The following is a 19361-nucleotide window of genomic DNA, read 5'->3' as shown; positions in this document are numbered from 1 at the left end:
ACAGGATAAAACCATGACTTACCTTGCAGCAGAGAACCGCTACGACACCATGCCCTACCGCAGGGTGGGCCGCAGCGGCCTGAAACTGCCGGCCATCTCGCTGGGCCTCTGGCACAACTTCGGCGACGACAAGCCCTTCGAGGTGCAGCGCGCCATCCTGCGCCGCGCGTTCGACCTGGGCGTTACGCACTTCGACCTCGCCAACAACTACGGCCCGCCCTCCGGCAGCGCCGAGACCAACTTCGGCCGCCACTTCAAGGACGACTTCAAGCCGTACCGGGACGAACTCATCATCTCCAGCAAAGCCGGCTACGACATGTGGCCCGGCCCGTACGGCAACTGGGGCTCCCGCAAATACCTGCTGGCCAGCCTGGACCAGTCGCTGACCCGGATGGGCCTGGATTACGTCGACATTTTCTACAGCCACCGCCCGGACCCCGAGACCCCGCTGGAAGAGACCATGGGCGCCCTGGACCAGGCCGTGCGCTCCGGGAAGGCCCTCTACGCCGGCATTTCCTCCTACACCCCGGAGCAGACCCTCGAAGCAGCCCGGATCCTGAAGGAACTCGGCACCCCGCTGCTGATCCACCAGCCCAGCTACTCGATGCTGAACCGCTGGACCGAGAACGGCAGCCCCAGCCTCTACGAGGCGTTGGACCAGGTGGGCGCCGGGGCCATCGCCTTCTCCCCGCTGGCGCAGGGCATGCTCACCGACCGCTACCTCGACGGCGTCCCGGAGGACTCCCGCGCGGCGCAGGACAAGTCCCTGGACCAGGCCATGATCACCAGCGAAACGCTGGACCGGGTGCGCGGGCTCAACCGGATCGCCGAGGGCCGGGGGCAGACCCTCGCGCAGCTGGCCATCGCCTGGATCCTCCGGGAGCAGGGCAAGGGCACCTCGGTGACGTCCGCACTGGTCGGCGCGTCCAGCGTCCGGCAGCTGGAGGACACCCTGGCCGCGATCAACAACCTGGACTTCACCGCCGATGAGCTGGACGCGATCGACGAATTCGCGGTCGAGTCCGACATCAACCTCTGGGCCCAGAAATGAGCCGCGACAGCGCTGTTTTGGGCCGCCGCCGCCGGCCGTAACAGATTCGGTGCCGCGGCCGGGAACATCTCAGGCCGCGGCGCCGTTGACTAGAATGCAAGGGCGCCGCATGGCGTTGTGCCCGTTTGCCGCCGTCGTACATCAGAGTACGTCCGCGCCGGGCACGTAAAGTTTGTACTCAAAGGGAGTTTCGTGTCTTCAAATCCGATTCGTGTTGCAATCGTCGGCGTGGGTAACTGTGCCACTTCGCTGGTCCAGGGTGTCCAGTACTACAAGGATGCCGACCCCCAGGCCACGATTCCGGGTCTGATGCACGTGCAGTTCGGCAAGTACCACGTCAACGACGTGCAGTTCGTTGCCGCCTTCGACGTCGACGGCAAGAAGGTGGGCCAGGACCTGTCCGCCGCCATCCTCGCCAGCGAGAACAACACCATCAAGATCGCCGACGTCCCGCCGACCGGCGTCACCGTCCAGCGCGGCCCGACCCTCGACGGCCTCGGCAAGTACTACCTTGAGACCATCGAGCAGTCCCCGGACGAGCCGGTCGACGTCGTCCAGGCCCTCAAGGACGCCAAGGTCGACGTGATGGTCTGCTACCTTCCCGTGGGTTCCCAGGAAGCGGCCGAGTTCTACGCCCAGTGCGCCATCGACGCCGGCGTGGCCTTCGTCAACGCGCTCCCGGTGTTCATCGCCGGCACCAAGGAGTGGGCCGACAAGTTCACCGCCGCCGGTGTGCCGATCGTCGGCGACGACATCAAGAGCCAGATCGGTGCCACCATCACGCACCGAGTCATGGCCAAGCTCTTCGAAGACCGCGGGGTCACCCTGGACCGCACCTACCAGCTGAACGTCGGCGGCAACATGGACTTCAAGAACATGCTGGAGCGCGACCGCCTCGAGTCCAAGAAGATCTCCAAGACCCAGGCCGTCACCTCCAACGTGGAAGCCGAGCTCGCCGCCAAGGACGTGCACATTGGCCCGTCGGACTACGTCCAGTGGCTCGATGACCGCAAGTGGGCGTTCGTCCGCCTCGAGGGCCGCAACTTCGGTGACGCCCCGGTCTCGCTCGAATACAAGCTGGAGGTCTGGGACTCGCCCAACTCCGCCGGCGTGATCATCGACGCCGTCCGTGCCGCCAAGATCGGCCTGGACCGCGGCATCGGCGGCCCGCTGCTGTCGGCGTCGAGCTACTTCATGAAGTCCCCGCCGGAGCAGTTCAACGACGACCTGGCCCGCGAAAAGGTCGAGGCCTTCATCCGCGGCGACCTGGAGCGCTAAACCCCCACGCTCCCGCACCTTTGGTGCGTTATAACCGGGACGCTCCCGCACCTTTGGTGCGGGAGCGTCGTGGTTTCCGGAGTCAGACGGGGGAGGATCCCCCACGTCCGGCCGACACCAACCCGACCCTCCCTCACGTTCTGCAGGAAAAGGAGGATCGCTCCCTCAGACGTGCCCGGAAAATCCCGAGGCGGCCGACGGGCTAACGAACCCGGTGCGGAGAATCCGCTTGATCCTCACGATCGCGCCCGCGAAGCCGTCGGCAAGGTCGTCTTTCGTCAGGACGAGCACCGTCCATCCCGCTGCCTCGAAGGCCCTGTCACGTCTGCGGTCACTGAATATCTGTGCAGGGAGCAGGTGGTGCCCGCCGTCGTACTGGATTGCCATCCGCCGACGGCGGTACCCAAGGTCCGCCGTCGGGGAACCCGGACTCCCCGGGCGCAGCGGCAGCTGTAGCTCAGGTTCCGGGAGACCGGCGTCGCGCATCGACAGGCGAAGAAGCGTTTCCGGGCCCGAATCAGATCCCACCCGCATCAAGTCCAGAGCCGCCCGGGCGCGGACGATCCCCTGTAGATTCGGGTGGCGTCCCACCATCGACCGCAGCCCATCGAGCGTCGCGAAGGGCTCGCTCCGTCCCTCCAGACCAAACCGGGGAATCCGAACGAGTTCGTCACCCATACAGACCAACTCGGACAGGCTCAAGCGTCGCGCGAGGTCGAGCCACGTCCGGGCACGCGTGCTGATTCGGATGCCGTCGGCAGTTTCGACCTCGTCGTCCAACGCCAGAACCGTGTGGCCGACGATGCCCTTGCGCCGGACCTCGGGCAGCTCCCGCGGCTTGCTCAGGTGCAGCTCCTCCGAGTCAGAGAGCCAAGGGGGCAAGAGCTGGCATCTAAGCCTGGCGGCCGTGACATGAGAGATCCATGCTCCTGGCGACACGGCGGACAGTGCGCGAGCCGCCGCCTCCAACTCGAAACTCCATTCCGCGGGCCGGTAGAGACCCCGGCTGATGTGACTGATGTCAGACTGCCTGAGTCTGGTTCCCGGCACGCCCAACGACCGGGCGGTCGCGATGGTGAACGGTGCTGCGCAGAGTGGACCGGGGAGCGGCGTTCGCGTTCTCATGCTGGCATTGTGAACGCATTCGAAGTGCCGTGCAGAAGTTATCCACAGAGACGCAGTCCTCGAAGCCCATGCCGGCATGGGCTTCGGTGATTCCGGCACGATGCGCCGCGCCGGAGGTGAGGGAGGGTCGGGGTGGAGGGTGCCGGAGGTGAGGGAGGGGCGGGGTGGAGGGTGCCGGAGGTGAGGGAGGGTCGGGGTGGAGGGTGCCGGAGGTGAGGGAGGGGCGGGGTGGAGGGTGCCGGAGGTGAGGGAGGGTCGGTTAGAAGAGGCCGACGGGGTTGCCGTTGGCGTCGACGTCCATCCGCATCGCCGCGGGGACCTTGGGGAGCCCCGGCATCGTCATCACCGCGCCCGTGAGCGCCACGATGAACCCCGCCCCGGTCTTGGGAATCAGGTCCCGCACGTGCACCGTGAAGCCCTTGGGTGCCCCCAGCTTGGTGGCGTCGTCACTGAAGGAGTACTGCGTCTTGGCCATGCAGACGGGCATCCCGGACCAGCCGTTCTTCTCGATCTCCGCAAGCCGCTTGAGCGCCGGGACGGAGAATTCCACCCCGTCGGCCCCGTAAATCTCCTGCACGATCGTGCGGATCTTGTCCTCCACGGACATCTCCAGCGGATAGAGGTGCCGGAAACCGTGCGGGGTGTCGATGGCGGCAGCAACTTTCGCGGCGAGTTCGTCCCCGCCGTCGCCGCCGCCGCCGCGGCCCCAGACGTCTGCCACGGCCGCCTGGATGCCCTCCGCGGCGCACCAGTCCAGCAGCCAGTCGAGCTCCGCCTGGCTGTCGGTGCCGAACTTGTTGATCGCCACCACGGGGGTGATGCCGAACTTCTCGACGTTGCGTACGTGCCGCTGCAGGTTCGCGACGCCGGCCGCCAGGGCGCCGACGTCGGGCTCCTTGAGCTGGTCCTTGGCGACGCCGCCGTGCATCTTGAGCGCGCGGACGGTAGCCACCACCACGACGGCGGACGGCGCGACGTCGGCCATCCTCGCCTTGATGTCCATGTACTTTTCGGCGCCCAGATCGGCGCCGAAGCCGGCCTCGGTGATCACGACGTCGGCGAGGCTGCGGGCCGTCTGGGTGGCGATCAGCGAGTTGCAGCCGTGCGCGATGTTGGCGAAAGGGCCGCCGTGCACCAGGGCCGGCGTGCCGGCGATGGTTTGCACCAGGTTCGGTTTGATCGCGTCCTTGAGCAGCATGGTCAGGGCGCCCTGGACCCCAAGGTCGGCGACCGTGACCGGCTCCCGGTCGTAGGTGTAGCCGAAGGTGATCCGGCCCAGCCGCGCGCGCAGGTCGTCCAGGTCGGTTGCCAGGCAGAACACCGCCATGATCTCCGAAGCGACGGTGATGTCGAAGCCGTCCTGCCGCGGCACGCCCTGCGTCGGTCCGCCCAGGCCGATCACAACCTCGCGCAGGGACCGGTCGTTCATGTCCAGCACCCGCTTGAACGTCATCCGGCGCGGATCGATGTTCAGCGCGTTGCCCTGGTAGATGTGGTTGTCCACCAGCGCCATCAAGGCGTTGTTCGCCGAGGTGATGGCGTGGAAGTCGCCGGTGAAATGCAGGTTGATCTCGTCCATCGGCAGGACCTGGGAGTAACCGCCGCCGGTTGCGCCGCCCTTCATGCCCAGGATGGGACCCAGCGAGGGCTCTCGCAGCGCGATCATGACCCGGTGCCCGGCGCGGGCCAGGGAGTCGGCCAGGCCCACCGTGGTGGTGGACTTCCCCTCGCCGGCCGGGGTGGGGGACATCGCCGAGACCAGCACCACCTTGCCGGGGGTGTGCGCGGCGTCCCGGCTGAGCTTGGCGGGGTCGATCTTGGCCTTGTAGCGGCCGTAGAATTCCAGCGCCTCGGGGTTGATCCCGGCGGCGGCGGCCACGTCCTGAATCGGCCGCATGGTGGCCCGCTGCGCGATTTCCAGGTCGCTCAGCACCAGCGTTTCGGCGGGCTGCCCAGGGGGCTGTCCGGACGACTGCCCCTCGGCCCGCCCGGCGGGTTGCCCGGCGTTGGCTCCGGCGGTTTCCGTGGTGATCTCCGACATCGTCGTCCTTCGGCTCGTGGCTTCGTGTCGCTCCGGCCGGCGGTTCCGGCCAAGGTTCCGGTCTGGCTCGCGGTCAGGGCGTGTGGCCCACCGGAATGCTCCGGGTACCAAAATACTGGACCAGGGCGGCCTGGTAGCTCTCCAGCGTAATTGCGGCGGTGCGCTGCCAGCCGAAGTCCTGGGCGTGCACCGAGGCCGCTCGGCCCATGTCTTCCCGGGTGGCCGGGTCGTCATGGAGGGCTTCCAGGGCATCTGCCCAGTCAGCTGCCTTGTGCCCTTCCACCAGCAGGCCGGTCCTGCCGTCGAAGATCGCCCGCGACAGGCCGCCCACCTTCGTGGCGACCACGGGCGTGCCGCAGGCCTGCGCCTCCAAGGCAACCAGGCCGAAGGATTCGCTGTAGGAGGGCATCACCACGACGTCGGCCGAGCGGTACCAGCCAGCCAGCTTGGGCGCGCTGACCGGCGGGTGGTGCGTGACGACGTCGTCCATCCCGGCGGCAGTGATCAGGGACTTGAGGTCAAAGTCCTTGGCCCCGCTCACCGCTCCCAGGATGGTCAGCTGCAGGTCGATGTCCGGGCGGCGGGCGCGCAGCAGGGCGGCGGCCTTGATCAGGATCTGGGGCCCCTTGAGCCGCTGGATCCGTCCTGCGAAGAGCAGATGGAAACGTCCAGGCGGGACCCCGTGCTGGCTGCGGGCGCGACTCCGGAACGCGGGCGTAAAGATGGACAGGTCCACCCCCGGGGGCGCCACATCGATGCGGTCGGGGTCGGCGTCGTAGTGCGAGACCAGTTCCGCGGCCTCGGCTCCGGTGTTGGCGACCAGCCGCGTGGCGCCGTCGACGATCCGGTGTTCGCCCTCCTCGCGCCGCCGCGGCTCGGGCTGCTCGCCGGATTCCAGCAGCAGGTTCTTGACCTTGGCCATGGTGTGCATGGTGTGCACCAGCGGCACGTCCCACAGCTCCGACAGCTCCAGTCCCGCGACCCCGGACACCCAGTAATGCGAGTGGATGACGTCGTAGCGGCCATGCGGCTGCAGCTGCTTGATCCGGTCGATTTCGGCCACCATGCTGTGCAGCAGCGCCGGCAGTTCCTCCTTGGGAAGCTTCCGCGGCGGACCTGCGAGTACGTTGTGGACGCAGACGCCCGGGAAAGGGTGCTCGACGGCGGCCTGGCCGGCCGCGTTGGACCGGGTGAAGATCTCCACCTCGACGCCGGTCTCGGCGAGGGCCGCGGCGAGGGCACGGACGTACACGTTCATGCCCCCGGCGTCCCCGGAACCGGGCTGCTCCATCGGTGAGGTATGCAGGGAGAGGAAGGCGACACGGCGGACCAGCGGCATCCTCTTCCCTCCCTTCGTGCGACGTGGATTCGGTAAAACACTACTCCTGAACGGCCGGGCCGTTCGCCGACAGCCGGCGGCTGCTAACGTGGCCGCTGTGAGCGCAAACACTGAGACCCGGCCGGCCCCGGCGTCGTGGGTGATCCGCGAGGCCACCGGCCAGGACTGGCCCGCCATCTGGGAGATCCTGGAGCCGGTCATCAGGGCCGGGGAGACCTTCACCTGGGACCGTGACACCACCGAGGAGCAGGCCCGCGCGAAGTGGGTCAAGCCGGCCCCGGGCCGGACCTTTGTTGCCGTCGGGACCGGCGGCCTCGACGGCGTCGTGCTGGGCACCGGCGAGCTGCACGCCAACCAGGCCGGCGGCGGCAGCCACGTCGCCAACGCCGGTTACATGGTCCGTGCCGGGTATGGGGGCCGCGGCATCGCCCGCTCACTGTGCGCCTATTCGCTGGAGGCCGCCCGTGCGGCCGGCTTCCGCGCCATGCAGTTCAACGCCGTGGTGGAGAGCAATGCCCGGGCCGTCGCCGCGTGGCAGGCCATGGGCTTCGAGATTCTCGCCACCATCCCTGACGCCTTCCAACACCCGAGCCTGGGCTTCGTGGGCCTGCACGTGATGTACCGCAGCCTGTAAACGGCCCGGCCGGATTCAACCCAAGACATTTGCGTCCGCCGCGAATAGGCTGGGCCCTGAAGGCCGAGCGAGGGAGACCTGAATGCCCGGGAGTGGTTATCCGCAGATGCAGCACGCGCCGCGCAGCAGCCCTGACCGGGTTGCACGCCGGCGCCGCTGGCCTGGCTGGGTTCCGGCCGTCCTGCTGCTGGTGGTTCCGCTGCTGGTGATCGCCGGATGCACGCTGTCCCGGAACAACGGCAACAGGCCGGCGGCGGAGGACGGGCCGGGCTTCATCACCGCCTCGGGCCGCGGCCTTGTCCTCAAGGGCGAGCCCACCCGGCTGAAGGCAGTGAATTTTTCCAACCTTTACCATCGAAACCTGGACGGGGCCGAACTCCTCACCTCGCAGCACCATTCGAAGGAAGACTTCGCCAGGGCGAAAGACATCGGCTTCAACAGCATCCGCTTCGCTTTTGACGGCGACTGGTATGCCGACTCCCCGCAGGTCTTCTGGCAGTGGCTGGACCAAAACGTGGCCTGGGCGCGGCAGCACGACATGCGCCTGATCCTGGACCTGCACACCCCGATCGGCGGGTTCTGGCTGGACCCCACCAGCGACGCTGTCAGTTTCGACCTCTGGTCCGATCCCCGGCTGCAGCAGCAGAACGCGGACCTGTGGCGGGACATCGCCGCCCGGTACAAGGATGAACCGGCCATCGCAGCCTACGACCTGCTCAACGAGCCGGTGACGACCGATGCGACGGGGGAACAATGGAAAAGGCTGGCGGGGCAGCTGGTTGCCGCAGTCCGGTCGGAGGACCCGAACCACCTGCTGGTCGTGGGCGGAATCTACGGAGTCAACGGCCGCTACGGCGCGTCCGGAGTCGATCAGCACTTTCTGGTGGATGACGGCAACGTAGTGTATGACTTCCACTTCTACGAGCCCATCAAATACACCCACCAGTACGCGTCCTGGGTCGAGGGCCCGGTCCAGGACGGTGGCCGCTATCCGGACCCGAACACGATTCTCCCGACCGGCCAGCGGGTCCTGCTGCCGGGGAGCCGCATCGCCACCAAGTCCCTGCCCGCCGGCACGTCAGGCTGGGCGGCGTATGACAGCGGCATCGTAACCATCGACGACAGCAGCGCGGTCGCGGCTGCACCCATGGTCACTGCGCAGGGCGGCATGCGCGGAACGGCCGGCTTCGACGCGATCAGGGTGACCGAGTACGGCCCCGGCGGGACCGAACTCCGGCAAGTCATCAACGACCCCCTGAACCGCGACGCGACGTTGGACTGGCATCAATGGCAGTACGGCGGGGACACGGCGGCGCCGCCGAAGTTCGCGCGGGAGAAGGCCGGCTACCGGGACGGCGGCAGTCTCTCAATCAGCGATGCCGCGGACGCGCAGGCAATCGCGGGATGGAGCAATGACGCCCACCTGTTCAAGGTGGTGCCGGGTAACAAGTACCGCATCCAGGGCCACATGCGGGGGCAGAACATCGCGGCGTCCGCGGGTTCGGCCCCCCGGATCGCGCTCCAGCTCGACGTCTATGCACAGTCGCCCGGAACACCCGGAAACGGCTTCCTGGCACGGGACAAAAGCTATTTGGCGCACGAGTTGGGGAAGCGCCTCAAGTTCGGCATCGACAACAACGTGCCGATGTCGGTCATGGAGTTCGGACTGGTCCGGCAAGCATTTGAGATGGAGGGCAAAGGCGGCAGCCAATGGGTCACCGACATGCTTGGTCTCCTGGCGGAGAACGAGCTCAGCTTCGCTTACTGGGAATACCACGGGACCCAGATGGGGCTCTACCTCAGCGGCGCCGGCCTGCCGAGCCAACCCAATCAGGCGCTCCAGGACACCCTCGCCCGCGGACTGCGTTGAGCGGCAGACTCGGCTAGGAACCACCGGAACAGCGGACGTCGCTGCGCCAGAGCTGTAACAGGCCCGGGAACGCCGCCTCGTAACCGGCGAGCAGCCTCGCCGCGAGCACGTCCGAGTCGACCAAGGGATGCCGGGCGAACGCGGCGAGGGCGGCCCCGCGCCGCAGGTTGCCGGGTCCCGGGCCGGTGGCCTGGACCACGAGCCGTTCCACCTCCTTGATCCGCAGCATCAGCGCCAGCTGCGCTGCCGCCGGCCGGTCCTGCGGGATCGGCACCACGCCGTCGGCGTCCACCCTGCAGGGGACCTCGACGACGGCGTCGACCGGCAGTCCCGGGATCGCGGCGGTCCGTGCCCCGTTGGGGCCGGGGACCGCGTTGGGCGTGTTCAGGATCAGCTCGGCCCCGCCGCCGCCGGAAAGGGCGCGCATCACCGCCAGCGCCACGCGCTCATAGCCGCCGCCGGCCAGGTCTTCCTCGTCCCGTTCCTCCCCGGCTGCACGGGCCTCGGCCAGGTAGCCCTCCTCGCGGGACCGGCGGGCGGCGTCCCAGAGCCCGTAGGCACCCGCGCCGGCGGATGCGAGCCGCGGGTAGAGCTCGGCCTGCTGCCGGTGGATGGACTCGCCTCGGGTCTGCGTGGCGGCCCGCATGGCGGCCAGGGCACGGCCGGTCTCGTAGTAGTAATACAGGTATTCGTTCGGCAGGCAGCCCAGGCCGGCCAGGAATGGCTGCGGGAAAAGGCGGCCCTCCTCGAAACCGGCCACCGCCCCGGGGTCGGCCAGCAGGGCGGGGAGGACGTCCCTGCCGCCGGACTCCAGCCGGTACAGCCAGCCCAGGTGGTTGAGCCCGTAGTAGCCCACGCCGTCGAGCCGGCCCTCGGGCAGCACGACGCCGGCGGCCCGCGCCGCGCGGTGCACCAGCCCGCCGGCCGAGTCACAGATCCCCACCACCCGGCCGCCCAGCACCGGGACCAGGGCCTCGGTCACCATGCCGGCCGGATTCGTGAAGTTGACCAGCCAAGCCCCGGGGCAGAAGCGCTGCATCGCCCGCGCCAGGGACAGCATCGGCGGGATCGTGCGCAGGGCGTAGGAGATGCCGCCGCCGCCCGTGGTCTCCTGGCCCAGCACACCCAGCTCCTGCGCCACCCGCTCGTCGGCGGTCCGTCCGGCCGTGCCGCCGGGGCGGATGGCGGCGAAAACCAGGTCCGTGCCGGACAAGGCCTCGGCCAGGGACGTGGTGGTTCGGACCGTCGGACCGCCGCCGGGAGGCTGCCCCGGCACGGAGGCCAGCACCGCCTCGATGGCGTCGAGCCGGCCGGCGTCGACGTCGTACAGCACCAGCTCCCGGACCAGCCCGGCAAAGGGTCCGGCGCAGAGCGCCCGGTAGACCAGCGGCACCCGGAATCCGCCGCCGCCGGCAATCATGAGCCGCATGCCAGCAGTCTATTCTGACGCCGCGCCGGAGGCCGGGACGGCCGTCTTTCGCCGGCTAACCGGACGGCGTAGTGTGCCGTGTATGGACGCGATTCCAGCGCCGCGCTTCGACCCGCTCGCCGCCGTCCGGACCCCGACGGCGGGGGGCTTCGACCTGCTCCTGACAGGCACGGTGTTCCAGGACATCATCTTCACCGGGCTGCCGCACGCACCCCGGCCCGGGACGGAAATCTGGAGCGACGGGATGGGCAGCTGCCCCGGCGGGGTGGCGAATCAGGCCATCGCCGCGGCCCGGTTGGGGCTGCGCACCGGGCTGGCCGCCGCGTTCGGCGACGACGGCTACGGCGACTACAACTGGAAGATCCTGGACCGGCAGGAACATGTGGACCTGTCGTTGTCCCGGCGCGTTCCGGGCTGGCACTCGCCGGTGACGGTGTCGCTGAGCGTCGAGAAGGACCGGTCCATGGTGACCCACGGCCATCCCGCGCCGGTGACGTCCAGTGAATTAATCGGCTGCCCGCCGCCCGCGCTCGCCGCCGTCGCCGAGCTCGGCGAGGAGCTGGAACCGTGGGCCGTCGACGCGCACCGGGCGGGCGTGCGGCTCTTCGGCGACGTCGGCTGGGATCCCACCGGGACGTGGGCGCAGGCGCGGCTGGACAACCTGAAGTACTTCCACGCGTTTATGCCCAACCAGCACGAGGCCATGGCATTTACCGGCAAGGACAACCCCTGGGCCGCGCTCTACGCGCTCGCGGACATGGTCCCGGTGGCCGTGGTGACCCTGGGCCCGCAGGGGTCCATGGCGGTGGACTCCGAGACCGGTGAAGAGGAGTGGGTGCCGTCGCTGCCCGTGCCGGCTTTCGACCCCACCGGCGCCGGGGATTGTTTCGGGGCAGCTTTCATCGTCGGCTGCCTGGCCGGCTGGCCGCTGGGCGACCGGCTCCGGTTCGCAAATCTGTGCGCTGCCCTGGCCGTGCAGCAGGTCGGCGGTTCGCTGGCCGCGCCGGGCTGGGGCGACCTCGCCGACTGGTGGCAACGCGCGAATGCCCGCAAGGAACGGCAGGGAAGCCAGTGGCTGCGCCGCTACGGCTTCCTCGCGGAGATCGTGCGTGGCGTGCCGCCGGAGGCGCAACGGCGCGCGACGGCGACCATCGCCCACCTGTCCGACGCGTAGCCCCGTCCGCCCGGGGGACATGCTCAGCGCCCGGCTTGGGAAGTGGACAGAATGCCGATATGCCCACTCATGGCCGCGCGGAATGGGCATGATCCGGAGCGGAGAATGGGCACGTCCTCAGGAGCGGCTGAGTGCGGAATTCAGCACGGTCTGTGGCCACCCGTAGAATCGTAAAGTGATGTACCCAGCAGCAACAGGTGATTTCCAGCCACTGACGGAAGCAAGTCCGGACCATGTCGAGGAGCGCTCGGCCGTTATCGACCTCGAAGCGATCCGGCACAACGTCCGGCGGCTGGCCAAGGTGGCCTCGCCGGCGAAGGTAATGGCCGTCGTCAAGGCGGATGCCTATGGGCACGGGGCCATCCCGGTCGCGCGGGCCGCACTCAGCGCCGGTGCCAGCTGGCTCGGCGTCGCGCACATCTCGGAAGCGCTCGCCCTGCGTGCCGCCGGCGTCGAAGCGCCGCTGCTGGCCTGGCTGCACACCCCCGAAAGCAACTTCGCCGCCGCAGTCGCTGCCGGAATCGACATTGGCTGCTCCGGCTGGGAGCTGGGCCGGATTGTGGCCGCCGCCCGCGAGCAGGAACGCCCCGCCCGGATCCACCTGAAAGTGGACACCGGGCTCGGCCGCAACGGCGCCACCTTGGAGACCTGGGACACGCTGCTCGGAGAGGCCATGGAATACCAGGACCAGGGCCTACTGCGCGTCGTCGGAATCTTCTCCCACCTGGCCGTCGCCGATGAACCCGAGCGGCCGGAAACAGACGAGCAACTTGCGGCCTTCCGCGAAGTCCTGGCGATGGCGCAGGACGCCGGCGTCGATCCCGAGGTCAGGCACCTTGCCAACACCCCGGCGACGCTGTCCCGCCCGGACACACACTTCGACCTCGTCCGCGTGGGCCTGGGCATTTACGGGCTCTCACCGTTCGAGGGACAGAGCTCCGCGGAAGTCGGGCTGCGCCCGGCCATGACCGTCCGCACCGTCGTCTCGCACTGCAAGGACGTACCCGCCGGCCAGGGCGTCTCCTACGGACTGAACTACCGCACCGCCGGCAGCAGCACGCTGGGCCTCGTCCCGCTGGGCTACGCCGACGGTGTTCCGCGCGTCGCCACCGGTGGACCGATCCGGGTGGGCGGCGTGAACTACCCCGTGGTGGGCCGCATCGCGATGGACCAGATGGTGATCGACCTCGGCCCGCTCCACGTCACCGCCGGGGGCCCGAGCCTGCTGGGCGCCGAGGCGCAGATGTTCGGCGACGGAGCCGACGGCGGTCCCACGGCTGAGGATTGGGCGAGGGCGGCCGGGACCAACAACTACGAAATCGTCACGCGCATCAGCCCGCGGGTGCCGCGCCGCTACATCAACGAGGAGCCCGCCCCGGCCGGCGGGGCCGCGCAGTGAGCGGACCGGCCTGGGAGCGGATCCTCCACGTCGGGACCGCCGAGCAGACGCACGCCCTGGCCGCAGCCCTCGGCGCCGAACTGGAAGCCGGCGACCTGCTGGTCCTCATCGGCGAGCTCGGCGCCGGGAAGACCACCTTCACGCAGGGGCTCGGCGAAGGGCTCGGCGTCCGCGCCGGGATCATCTCGCCGACGTTCGTGCTGGTCCGGATCCACCCCAACCTGCCGGACGGGCCGCGGCCCGGCGGTCCGGACCTGGTCCACGTTGACGCGTACCGGCTGGCATCGGCCTCCGAGATCGACGACATCGACCTGGAAAACACCATGGACAGCGCGGTAACCGTGGTGGAGTGGGGCCGCGGCCGGGTGGAGCACCTGAGCGAGAGCCGGCTTGAGGTCGAGCTGCAACGCCGGCTCGGCGGCGCCCGACCCGATGGCGCCCAGCCAAATGGCGGCCAGCCCAATGACGCCCAGCCCAGCGGCGGCATGCTGGATTTTGACACCGACGACGCCGACGAGCCCAGGACCGTGGTGTTCCGCGGCTTCGGCCCGCGGTGGGCCGGGCCGCCTGCAGCCCTGGCCGGCTCCCTTGAACTTCCCGCGACCATGGAAACGGACTGAAGATGCTGATCCTTGCCATCGATACCTCGGCCGTCGCCAGCGCGGCCCTCATTTCCGATGACTCCCTGGAGTCCGTCGTCGGCAGCTTCGCCACCGAGGACACCCGCAGCCACGCCGAGGTGCTGGCCCCGGGCATCGAGCAGCTGCTCACGGGCGCGGGCCTGACCGGCGCCGACGTCGACGCCATCGTCACCGGCGTGGGACCGGGCCCATTCACGGGCCTCCGCTCCGGCATCGTCACGGCCCGCAGCCTGGCTTTTGTCTGGCAGAAGCCCCTCTACGGGCTCATGAGCCTGGACGCCATAGCCCTCGAAGTGGCCGAATCCACGGAGTCAGCGGCCGAATTCATCGTCGCCACCGACGCGCGGCGCAAGGAAGTCTACTGGGCCCGCTACGCCCTGGCCGGAAGCCAACTGCCGCAGCTGCTGGACGGACCGCATGTGGGGTTCGCCGCCGACCTGCCGGACCTGCCGGTCTATGGCGCGGGCGCCGGCCTCTACCCGGACGTGCTCGACGCCGTCCCCGAATTCGCCGGGCGCCAGCCCGAGGCGCTGTCGCTGGGCCAGTTCGCGCTGGCGCGGCTCGCTGCGGGGGAGCAGCTCCCGGACACCACCCCGCTGTACCTGCGGGAGTCCGACGCCCAGGTCCCCGGCCCCCGGAAGCGCGCGCTGTGAACGCCCCGGAAACACCGGCGGGATCCTCCCCGGCCGGCGTGATCTTCAGGGCCATGCTCGCCGCGGACCTCCCTGCCGTGCATGCCCTGGAGCGCCGGCTCTTCCCGGTCGACGCGTGGCCGCTGCAGATGTTCGTCGACGAACTCGCCCAGCCGGAGACCCGGAGCTACCTCGTCGCGGAAGCCGGCGGCGCAATCGTCGGATACGCCGGGTTGATGTGCATTGAACCCATCGCCGACGTCCAGACCATTGCCGTCGTACCCGAGCAAGAGGGCCGCGGCATCGGATCGGCACTGCTGACCGAGCTCATCCGGGAAAGCCGGCGGCGGCACGCCGCCGATGTGCTGCTCGAGGTACGCGCAGACAACCCCCGCGCCCAGCAGCTGTACCGGCGCTTCGGTTTCGAGCAGATCCACACCCGCCCGCGCTACTACCGCGACGGCGTCGACGCCCTGATCATGCGCCTCCAGCTGCACACAACCGACAGCGCGGCGCCGGGGAACACTGACCACACAGAGCCAAGGGAAACAGGCCGAGCATGAACCACCACCCACGCAGCCCCCACCCCCTGGTGCTGGGGATCGAGTCCTCCTGCGACGAGACCGGCGTCGGGATTGTCCGCGGCACCCGGCTGCTCGCGAACACCGTTTCCTCGTCGATGGAGGAGCATGTCCGCTTCGGCGGGGTCATCCCCGAAATCGCGTCCCGCGCGCACCTTGACGCCTTCGTCCCCACGCTTCGGGAAGCGCTCGCCGCCGCCGGTGTGACGCTGGACGACGTCGACGCCATCGCCGTCACCTCCGGCCCGGGGCTCGCCGGAGCGCTGATGGTGGGCGTCTGCGCGGCCAAGGCGCTCGCGGTCGCCACCGGCAAGCCGCTGTACGCGATCAACCACCTGGTGGCGCACGTCGGTGTCGGCCTGCTCGAACCGGCCACCGGCGCCGAGGCGGCCAGCGCCGAGGCGCAGCCGCACGGGGCCCCGGCGGCCGCCCTGCCGGAAAACCTCGGCGCGCTCCTGGTCTCCGGCGGGCATACCGAGATCCTTCGGATCCGCAGCATCACCGACGACGTCGAGCTGCTGGGCTCCACCATCGACGACGCCGCCGGCGAGGCCTATGACAAGGTGGCGCGGCTGCTGGGGCTCGGGTACCCGGGCGGGCCCGCCATCGACAAGCTGGCGCGCACCGGCAACGCGAAGGCGATCCGATTCCCGCGCGGGCTGACCCAGCCCAAATACATGGGCACCGCCGGGGAACCCGGCCCGCACCGTTACGACTGGTCCTTCAGCGGACTCAAGACCGCCGTCGCCCGCTGCGTGGAGCAGTTCGAGGCGCGCGGCGACGAGGTGCCGGTCGCGGACATCGCAGCGGCCTTCCAGGAGGCCGTGGTGGATGTGATCACCGCCAAGGCGGTGCTTGCGTGCCGGGAGAACGGCATCACCGAGCTGCTGCTGGGCGGGGGAGTGGCTGCGAACTCGCGGCTGCGCCAGCTCACGGAACAGCGCTGCAGCGCGGCGGGAATCCGGCTGACCGTTCCGCCGCTCTCGCTGTGCACGGACAACGGCGCCATGGTGGCGGCACTCGGTGCACAGCTGGTGATGGCCGGGACCGCGCCGAGCGGGATCGGGTTCGCGCCGGACTCCTCGATGCCGGTCACGTCCGTGTCCGTCCAGCCAGCGGCTGTCCCGTCCGTCTAGGACGCCGGACAGGAAGTTACGCTTCGGGCCCCTTGCGCATCTGCTTGACCAGGTCCAGGACGACGGCGCGCAGGTCTCCGCCGTGTTCGGCAGCGACGCGACGCTGCCGCTGGTAGCCGGCGCCACGATCGATGATCCGCTCGACGTCGGCCAGCTCCGCGCTGCAGCCGAGCTTGGCGGCCACCGGCGCAAGCCTCGTCAGCGTCTCCCGCAGGTGCTCGGTCACGAGCTGCTCGTTGCCGTCCGCGTCCAGGATGATGATCGCGTCCAGCCCGTAGCGCGCCGCGCGCCACTTGTTTTCCTGGACGTGCCAGGGCGGCATGGTGGGGATGGTCCCGCCGTTGTCCAGGATGGTGGAGAACTCGTCCACGAGGCATTGGGTGAGGGCGGCAATGGCGCCGACTTCCTCGAGCGTGGCCAGGCCGTCGCAGATGCGCATCTCAATGGTGCCAAGGTTGGGCACGGGCCGGATGTCCCAGCGGATCTCGGAGAGCGTGTCGATCACCCCGGTGGTGAACATGTCCTGGACGTAGGACTCGTATTCCTCCCAGCTGGCGAACTGGAACGGCAGCCCCGCCGTCGGCAGCTGCTGGAACATGAGGGCGCGCTGCGAGGCGTAGCCGGTGTCCTCGCCGCCCCAGAACGGGCTGGACGCGGACAGTGCCTGGAAGTGCGGGAAGTAATTGACCAGGCCGTCGAGCACCGGGAGCACCTTGTCGCGGCTGTCGAGGCCCACGTGGACGTGGACGCCGTAGATCACCATCTGGCGGCCCCACCACTGGGTGCGGTCGATCAGCTTGGCGTAGCGGGCCTTGTCGGTGACCGGCTGCAGTTGCGGGGGGCTGAAAGGGTGGCTGCCGGCGCAGAAGACCTCGACGCCCATCGGATCGGTGACCTCGCGCACCGCGGCGAGGGAACTGCTGAGGTCCGCCTTCGCCTCCGCCACCGTGGTACAGATGCCCGTGACGAGTTCGACCGTGTTGAGCAGCAGCTCCTGTTTGATGTGCGGGTGTTCGTCATCCTCATTCAGCTCGGGATGCCGGGCGGCCACACCGCGGAGCACCTCGCTGGCCACCGAGGCCAGCTCGCCGGTTTCGGCGTTGACGAGCGCGAGCTCCCATTCCACACCAAGAGTTGATTGCCTGGATGAAGCGAAATCAATCTTCATGTGGTCCCTTCACTGTTTTGTTGCCCGCCGGTGTTGCTGCCTGTGCGTCCGCCGGTGCCGCGCCCAAGGCCCGGCACCGCGGCCTGCGGTGGCAAGGCAACGGTGTCTCAAGTCTAGTGCAGGGGTAGCATCGAGCTGGTGGCCAAGTTACAGCTGACGCGTGAGAGTTTTCACAGAAGAGGACTGTTACCGGCAGCCGTTGCCATTCTGGCGGGGCTCGCGATGGGAGCCACCGCCTGCACCGGCCCCGGCGTCCAGGATTCCGCTGCCCCGGCCCCCGGCCCGACGGCAGGCCACGGTGCCCAGTCCCCGCCGCCGGCGGCCGGCGCCCGGCCCGCCAAACCGCGACCGCTCGGCTGGGGCCCGGACCAGCGCGATGCGGACGCCGCGGCGAAGGCCGTGGCCCGCATGAGCCTGGAGCAAAAGGCCGGCCAGGTGCTGCTGCCCTTCTTCCCCGGACTCGACTATGAAGCCCACGCCCGGACCGTGGAGCGCCTGCATCTCGCCGGATCGATCATCATGGGGGACAACGTCCCGGCGGCGCCCAACGGGCAGGTGGACACGGCCGGCATGCGCCGCACCGCGGAGCGGCTGCAGCGCGCCGCCCGCGCCGATGGCCGCAGCTGGCCGGGAATGATCGGGGTGGACCAGGAGGGCGGGGTGGTGGCCCGGCTGCGGGCCCCGTTGACCGAGTGGCCCGCCCCGATGAGTTACGGGGCGGCCGGCAGTGAACCACTGGCGTCCGACGCCGGACGCGCCCTTTCGGCGGAACTGGCCGGCCTCGGCTTCAACGTCGACTTCGCCCCCACCGCCGACGTCACGATGGGCCCGGCTGACCCGACCATCGGCGCACGGTCATTCTCCGGCAGCGCGGGCACGGCTGCGGACTTCGGTATCGCCTTCTCCAAGGGCATGCTCGGCTCAGGGGTCCTGCCCGCCGTCAAGCACTTTCCCGGCCACGGGTCCGTGACGGTTGATTCCCATCGGGGTCTTCCGGTCCAGGACGCCAGCCTTCAACAGTTGCGCGGCAGGGACCTGTTGCCTTTCCAGGCGGCTATCGACGCCGGCCTGCCGATGGTCATGACCGGGCACATCGCTGTCCGCGCCCTGGATCCGGGGGTCCCCGCCTCGGTGTCGAAAGCGTCCTACGCGGAGTTGCGCCGGATGGGCTTCAAGGGCGTAGCCGTGACGGATGCCTTCAACATGGGCGCGATCCAGCGGCAGTATCCCGGCGGTGCCGCCGCCCCGCTGGCGCTGGCCGCCGGCGCTGATCTGGTGCTCATGCCGGTATCGGTGGAAGCAGCCCATGCCGCGATCGTGAACGCCGTGCGGGACGGCACCCTCCCGGCCGCCCGGCTGGACGAGGCAGCGCAGCGTGTGGCCACGATGCAGCTCTGGCGTGGCCGCAGCCACCCGCCGCGGGGCTCGGCCCCCGGCAGCGGCTCGGCGCTGTCCCACAAAGTCTCGCAGGAAGCCATTACCGTGCTCGCCGGCCCGTGTCGCGGGCGGATCGTTCCGGCCAGGGTCCGGGTGAGCGGTGGCTCCGAACAGGACCGCGCACGCTTCGCGGTGGCGGCCAGGCAGACCGGCATCAGCGTCGGCGCCGGACCGCTCGTGATGCTGATCGGTTACGGCGGTTCCCCGGTGACCGCGGACGTGGCGGTTTCGCTGGATGCGCCGTGGCCGCTGGCGAAATCCGCCGCGGGCGCCAAGATCGCGCTCTACGGCCGGAGCCAGGAGGCCTTCGATGCCCTGCTGGCCGTCCTGGCCGGAAAAGCCGCCGCCCCAGGGAAGCTGCCGGTCGCCGTGGGGCGCCAGGGTTCCGGTTCCGGCTGCCGCTGAGCCGGCCGGTGGCGTTTAATG

Annotated in this window: 16 protein-coding genes; 11 read left to right on the top strand and 5 right to left on the bottom strand. The window is 69.5% G+C overall.

Annotation, left to right across the window (positions count from 1 at the left end; translation table 11 throughout):
- Positions 1 to 13 precede the first annotated feature (13 nt).
- Together mgrA and ACUYM2_RS13875 are read left to right on the top strand one after the other, a co-directional pair.
- Positions 14 to 1051, top strand: a complete 1038-nt coding sequence (gene mgrA / locus ACUYM2_RS13880; protein ID WP_481600587.1) for an L-glyceraldehyde 3-phosphate reductase — start codon at positions 14 to 16, stop codon at positions 1049 to 1051.
- Between the two features lie 192 nt (positions 1052 to 1243).
- The gene (locus ACUYM2_RS13875) at positions 1244 to 2329 is read left to right on the top strand and encodes an inositol-3-phosphate synthase (RefSeq protein WP_481600586.1); all 1086 of its coding nucleotides are present in this window, start codon (positions 1244 to 1246) and stop codon (positions 2327 to 2329) included.
- A gap of 165 nt (positions 2330 to 2494) precedes the next feature.
- Here the strand turns inward: ACUYM2_RS13875 and ACUYM2_RS13870 are convergent, their stop codons facing one another.
- The 3 genes from ACUYM2_RS13870 to mshA form a co-directional block, all read right to left on the bottom strand.
- Positions 2495 to 3211: an endonuclease domain-containing protein gene (locus ACUYM2_RS13870; protein ID WP_481600585.1), complete on the bottom strand. Its 717-nt coding sequence runs from the start codon at positions 3209 to 3211 to the stop codon at positions 2495 to 2497.
- A 502-nt stretch (positions 3212 to 3713) separates the two neighbouring features.
- Positions 3714 to 5495: a formate--tetrahydrofolate ligase gene (locus tag ACUYM2_RS13865; protein ID WP_481600584.1), complete on the bottom strand. Its 1782-nt coding sequence runs from the start codon at positions 5493 to 5495 to the stop codon at positions 3714 to 3716.
- A gap of 73 nt (positions 5496 to 5568) precedes the next feature.
- Positions 5569 to 6834 (bottom strand): D-inositol-3-phosphate glycosyltransferase, encoded by a 1266-nt coding sequence (mshA, locus tag ACUYM2_RS13860; RefSeq protein ID WP_481600583.1) that lies wholly within the window; start codon positions 6832 to 6834, stop codon positions 5569 to 5571.
- Positions 6835 to 6931: 97 nt separating this feature from the next.
- Here mshA and ACUYM2_RS13855 point away from each other — a divergent pair, with 97 nt between their 5' ends.
- Together ACUYM2_RS13855 and ACUYM2_RS13850 are read left to right on the top strand one after the other, a co-directional pair.
- Complete coding sequence (locus tag ACUYM2_RS13855) at positions 6932 to 7468, top strand: N-acetyltransferase family protein (RefSeq protein ID WP_481600582.1); 537 nt, start codon at positions 6932 to 6934, stop codon at positions 7466 to 7468.
- Between the two features lie 82 nt (positions 7469 to 7550).
- Positions 7551 to 9338: a glycoside hydrolase family 5 protein gene (locus tag ACUYM2_RS13850; RefSeq protein WP_481600581.1), complete on the top strand. Its 1788-nt coding sequence runs from the start codon at positions 7551 to 7553 to the stop codon at positions 9336 to 9338.
- A 13-nt stretch (positions 9339 to 9351) separates the two neighbouring features.
- Here the strand turns inward: ACUYM2_RS13850 and ACUYM2_RS13845 are convergent, their stop codons facing one another.
- Positions 9352 to 10767, bottom strand: coding sequence for a family 4 glycosyl hydrolase (locus tag ACUYM2_RS13845; RefSeq protein WP_481600580.1), 1416 nt, complete (start codon positions 10765 to 10767; stop codon positions 9352 to 9354).
- Between the two features lie 82 nt (positions 10768 to 10849).
- Between ACUYM2_RS13845 and ACUYM2_RS13840 the strand changes: the two genes are divergently transcribed.
- From ACUYM2_RS13840 to tsaD, 6 genes are all read left to right on the top strand, one after another.
- Positions 10850 to 11941: a carbohydrate kinase family protein gene (locus tag ACUYM2_RS13840; protein WP_481600579.1), complete on the top strand. Its 1092-nt coding sequence runs from the start codon at positions 10850 to 10852 to the stop codon at positions 11939 to 11941.
- Positions 11942 to 12116: 175 nt separating this feature from the next.
- Entirely contained in the window at positions 12117 to 13340 is a 1224-nt protein-coding gene (gene alr / locus ACUYM2_RS13835; RefSeq protein ID WP_481600578.1) for an alanine racemase, read from the top strand.
- Positions 13337 to 13960: a tRNA (adenosine(37)-N6)-threonylcarbamoyltransferase complex ATPase subunit type 1 TsaE gene (gene tsaE, locus ACUYM2_RS13830; protein WP_481600577.1), complete on the top strand. Its 624-nt coding sequence runs from the start codon at positions 13337 to 13339 to the stop codon at positions 13958 to 13960. The genes alr and tsaE overlap by 4 nt, the downstream gene beginning before the upstream one ends.
- A 2-nt stretch (positions 13961 to 13962) precedes the next feature.
- Positions 13963 to 14634, top strand: a complete 672-nt coding sequence (gene tsaB / locus ACUYM2_RS13825) for a tRNA (adenosine(37)-N6)-threonylcarbamoyltransferase complex dimerization subunit type 1 TsaB (RefSeq protein ID WP_481600576.1) — start codon at positions 13963 to 13965, stop codon at positions 14632 to 14634.
- A gap of 53 nt (positions 14635 to 14687) precedes the next feature.
- Positions 14688 to 15176: a ribosomal protein S18-alanine N-acetyltransferase gene (gene rimI / locus ACUYM2_RS13820; RefSeq protein WP_481601498.1), complete on the top strand. Its 489-nt coding sequence runs from the start codon at positions 14688 to 14690 to the stop codon at positions 15174 to 15176.
- Complete coding sequence (gene tsaD / locus ACUYM2_RS13815; RefSeq protein WP_481600575.1) at positions 15173 to 16330, top strand: tRNA (adenosine(37)-N6)-threonylcarbamoyltransferase complex transferase subunit TsaD; 1158 nt, start codon at positions 15173 to 15175, stop codon at positions 16328 to 16330. The genes rimI and tsaD overlap by 4 nt, the downstream gene beginning before the upstream one ends.
- A 16-nt stretch (positions 16331 to 16346) precedes the next feature.
- Here tsaD and ACUYM2_RS13810 read toward each other — a convergent pair whose 3' ends face one another.
- Positions 16347 to 17498: a glutamate--cysteine ligase gene (locus ACUYM2_RS13810; protein WP_481600574.1), complete on the bottom strand. Its 1152-nt coding sequence runs from the start codon at positions 17496 to 17498 to the stop codon at positions 16347 to 16349.
- A 222-nt stretch (positions 17499 to 17720) separates the two neighbouring features.
- Here ACUYM2_RS13810 and ACUYM2_RS13805 point away from each other — a divergent pair, with 222 nt between their 5' ends.
- Positions 17721 to 19340: a glycoside hydrolase family 3 protein gene (locus tag ACUYM2_RS13805; protein WP_481600573.1), complete on the top strand. Its 1620-nt coding sequence runs from the start codon at positions 17721 to 17723 to the stop codon at positions 19338 to 19340.
- Positions 19341 to 19361: the final 21 nt, after the last annotated feature.

This window comes from Arthrobacter sp. SD1074B (assembly GCF_056780195.1).
Note: the sequence above shows the minus strand (reverse complement) of the source record. Positions and strands in the feature narration are given on the sequence as shown.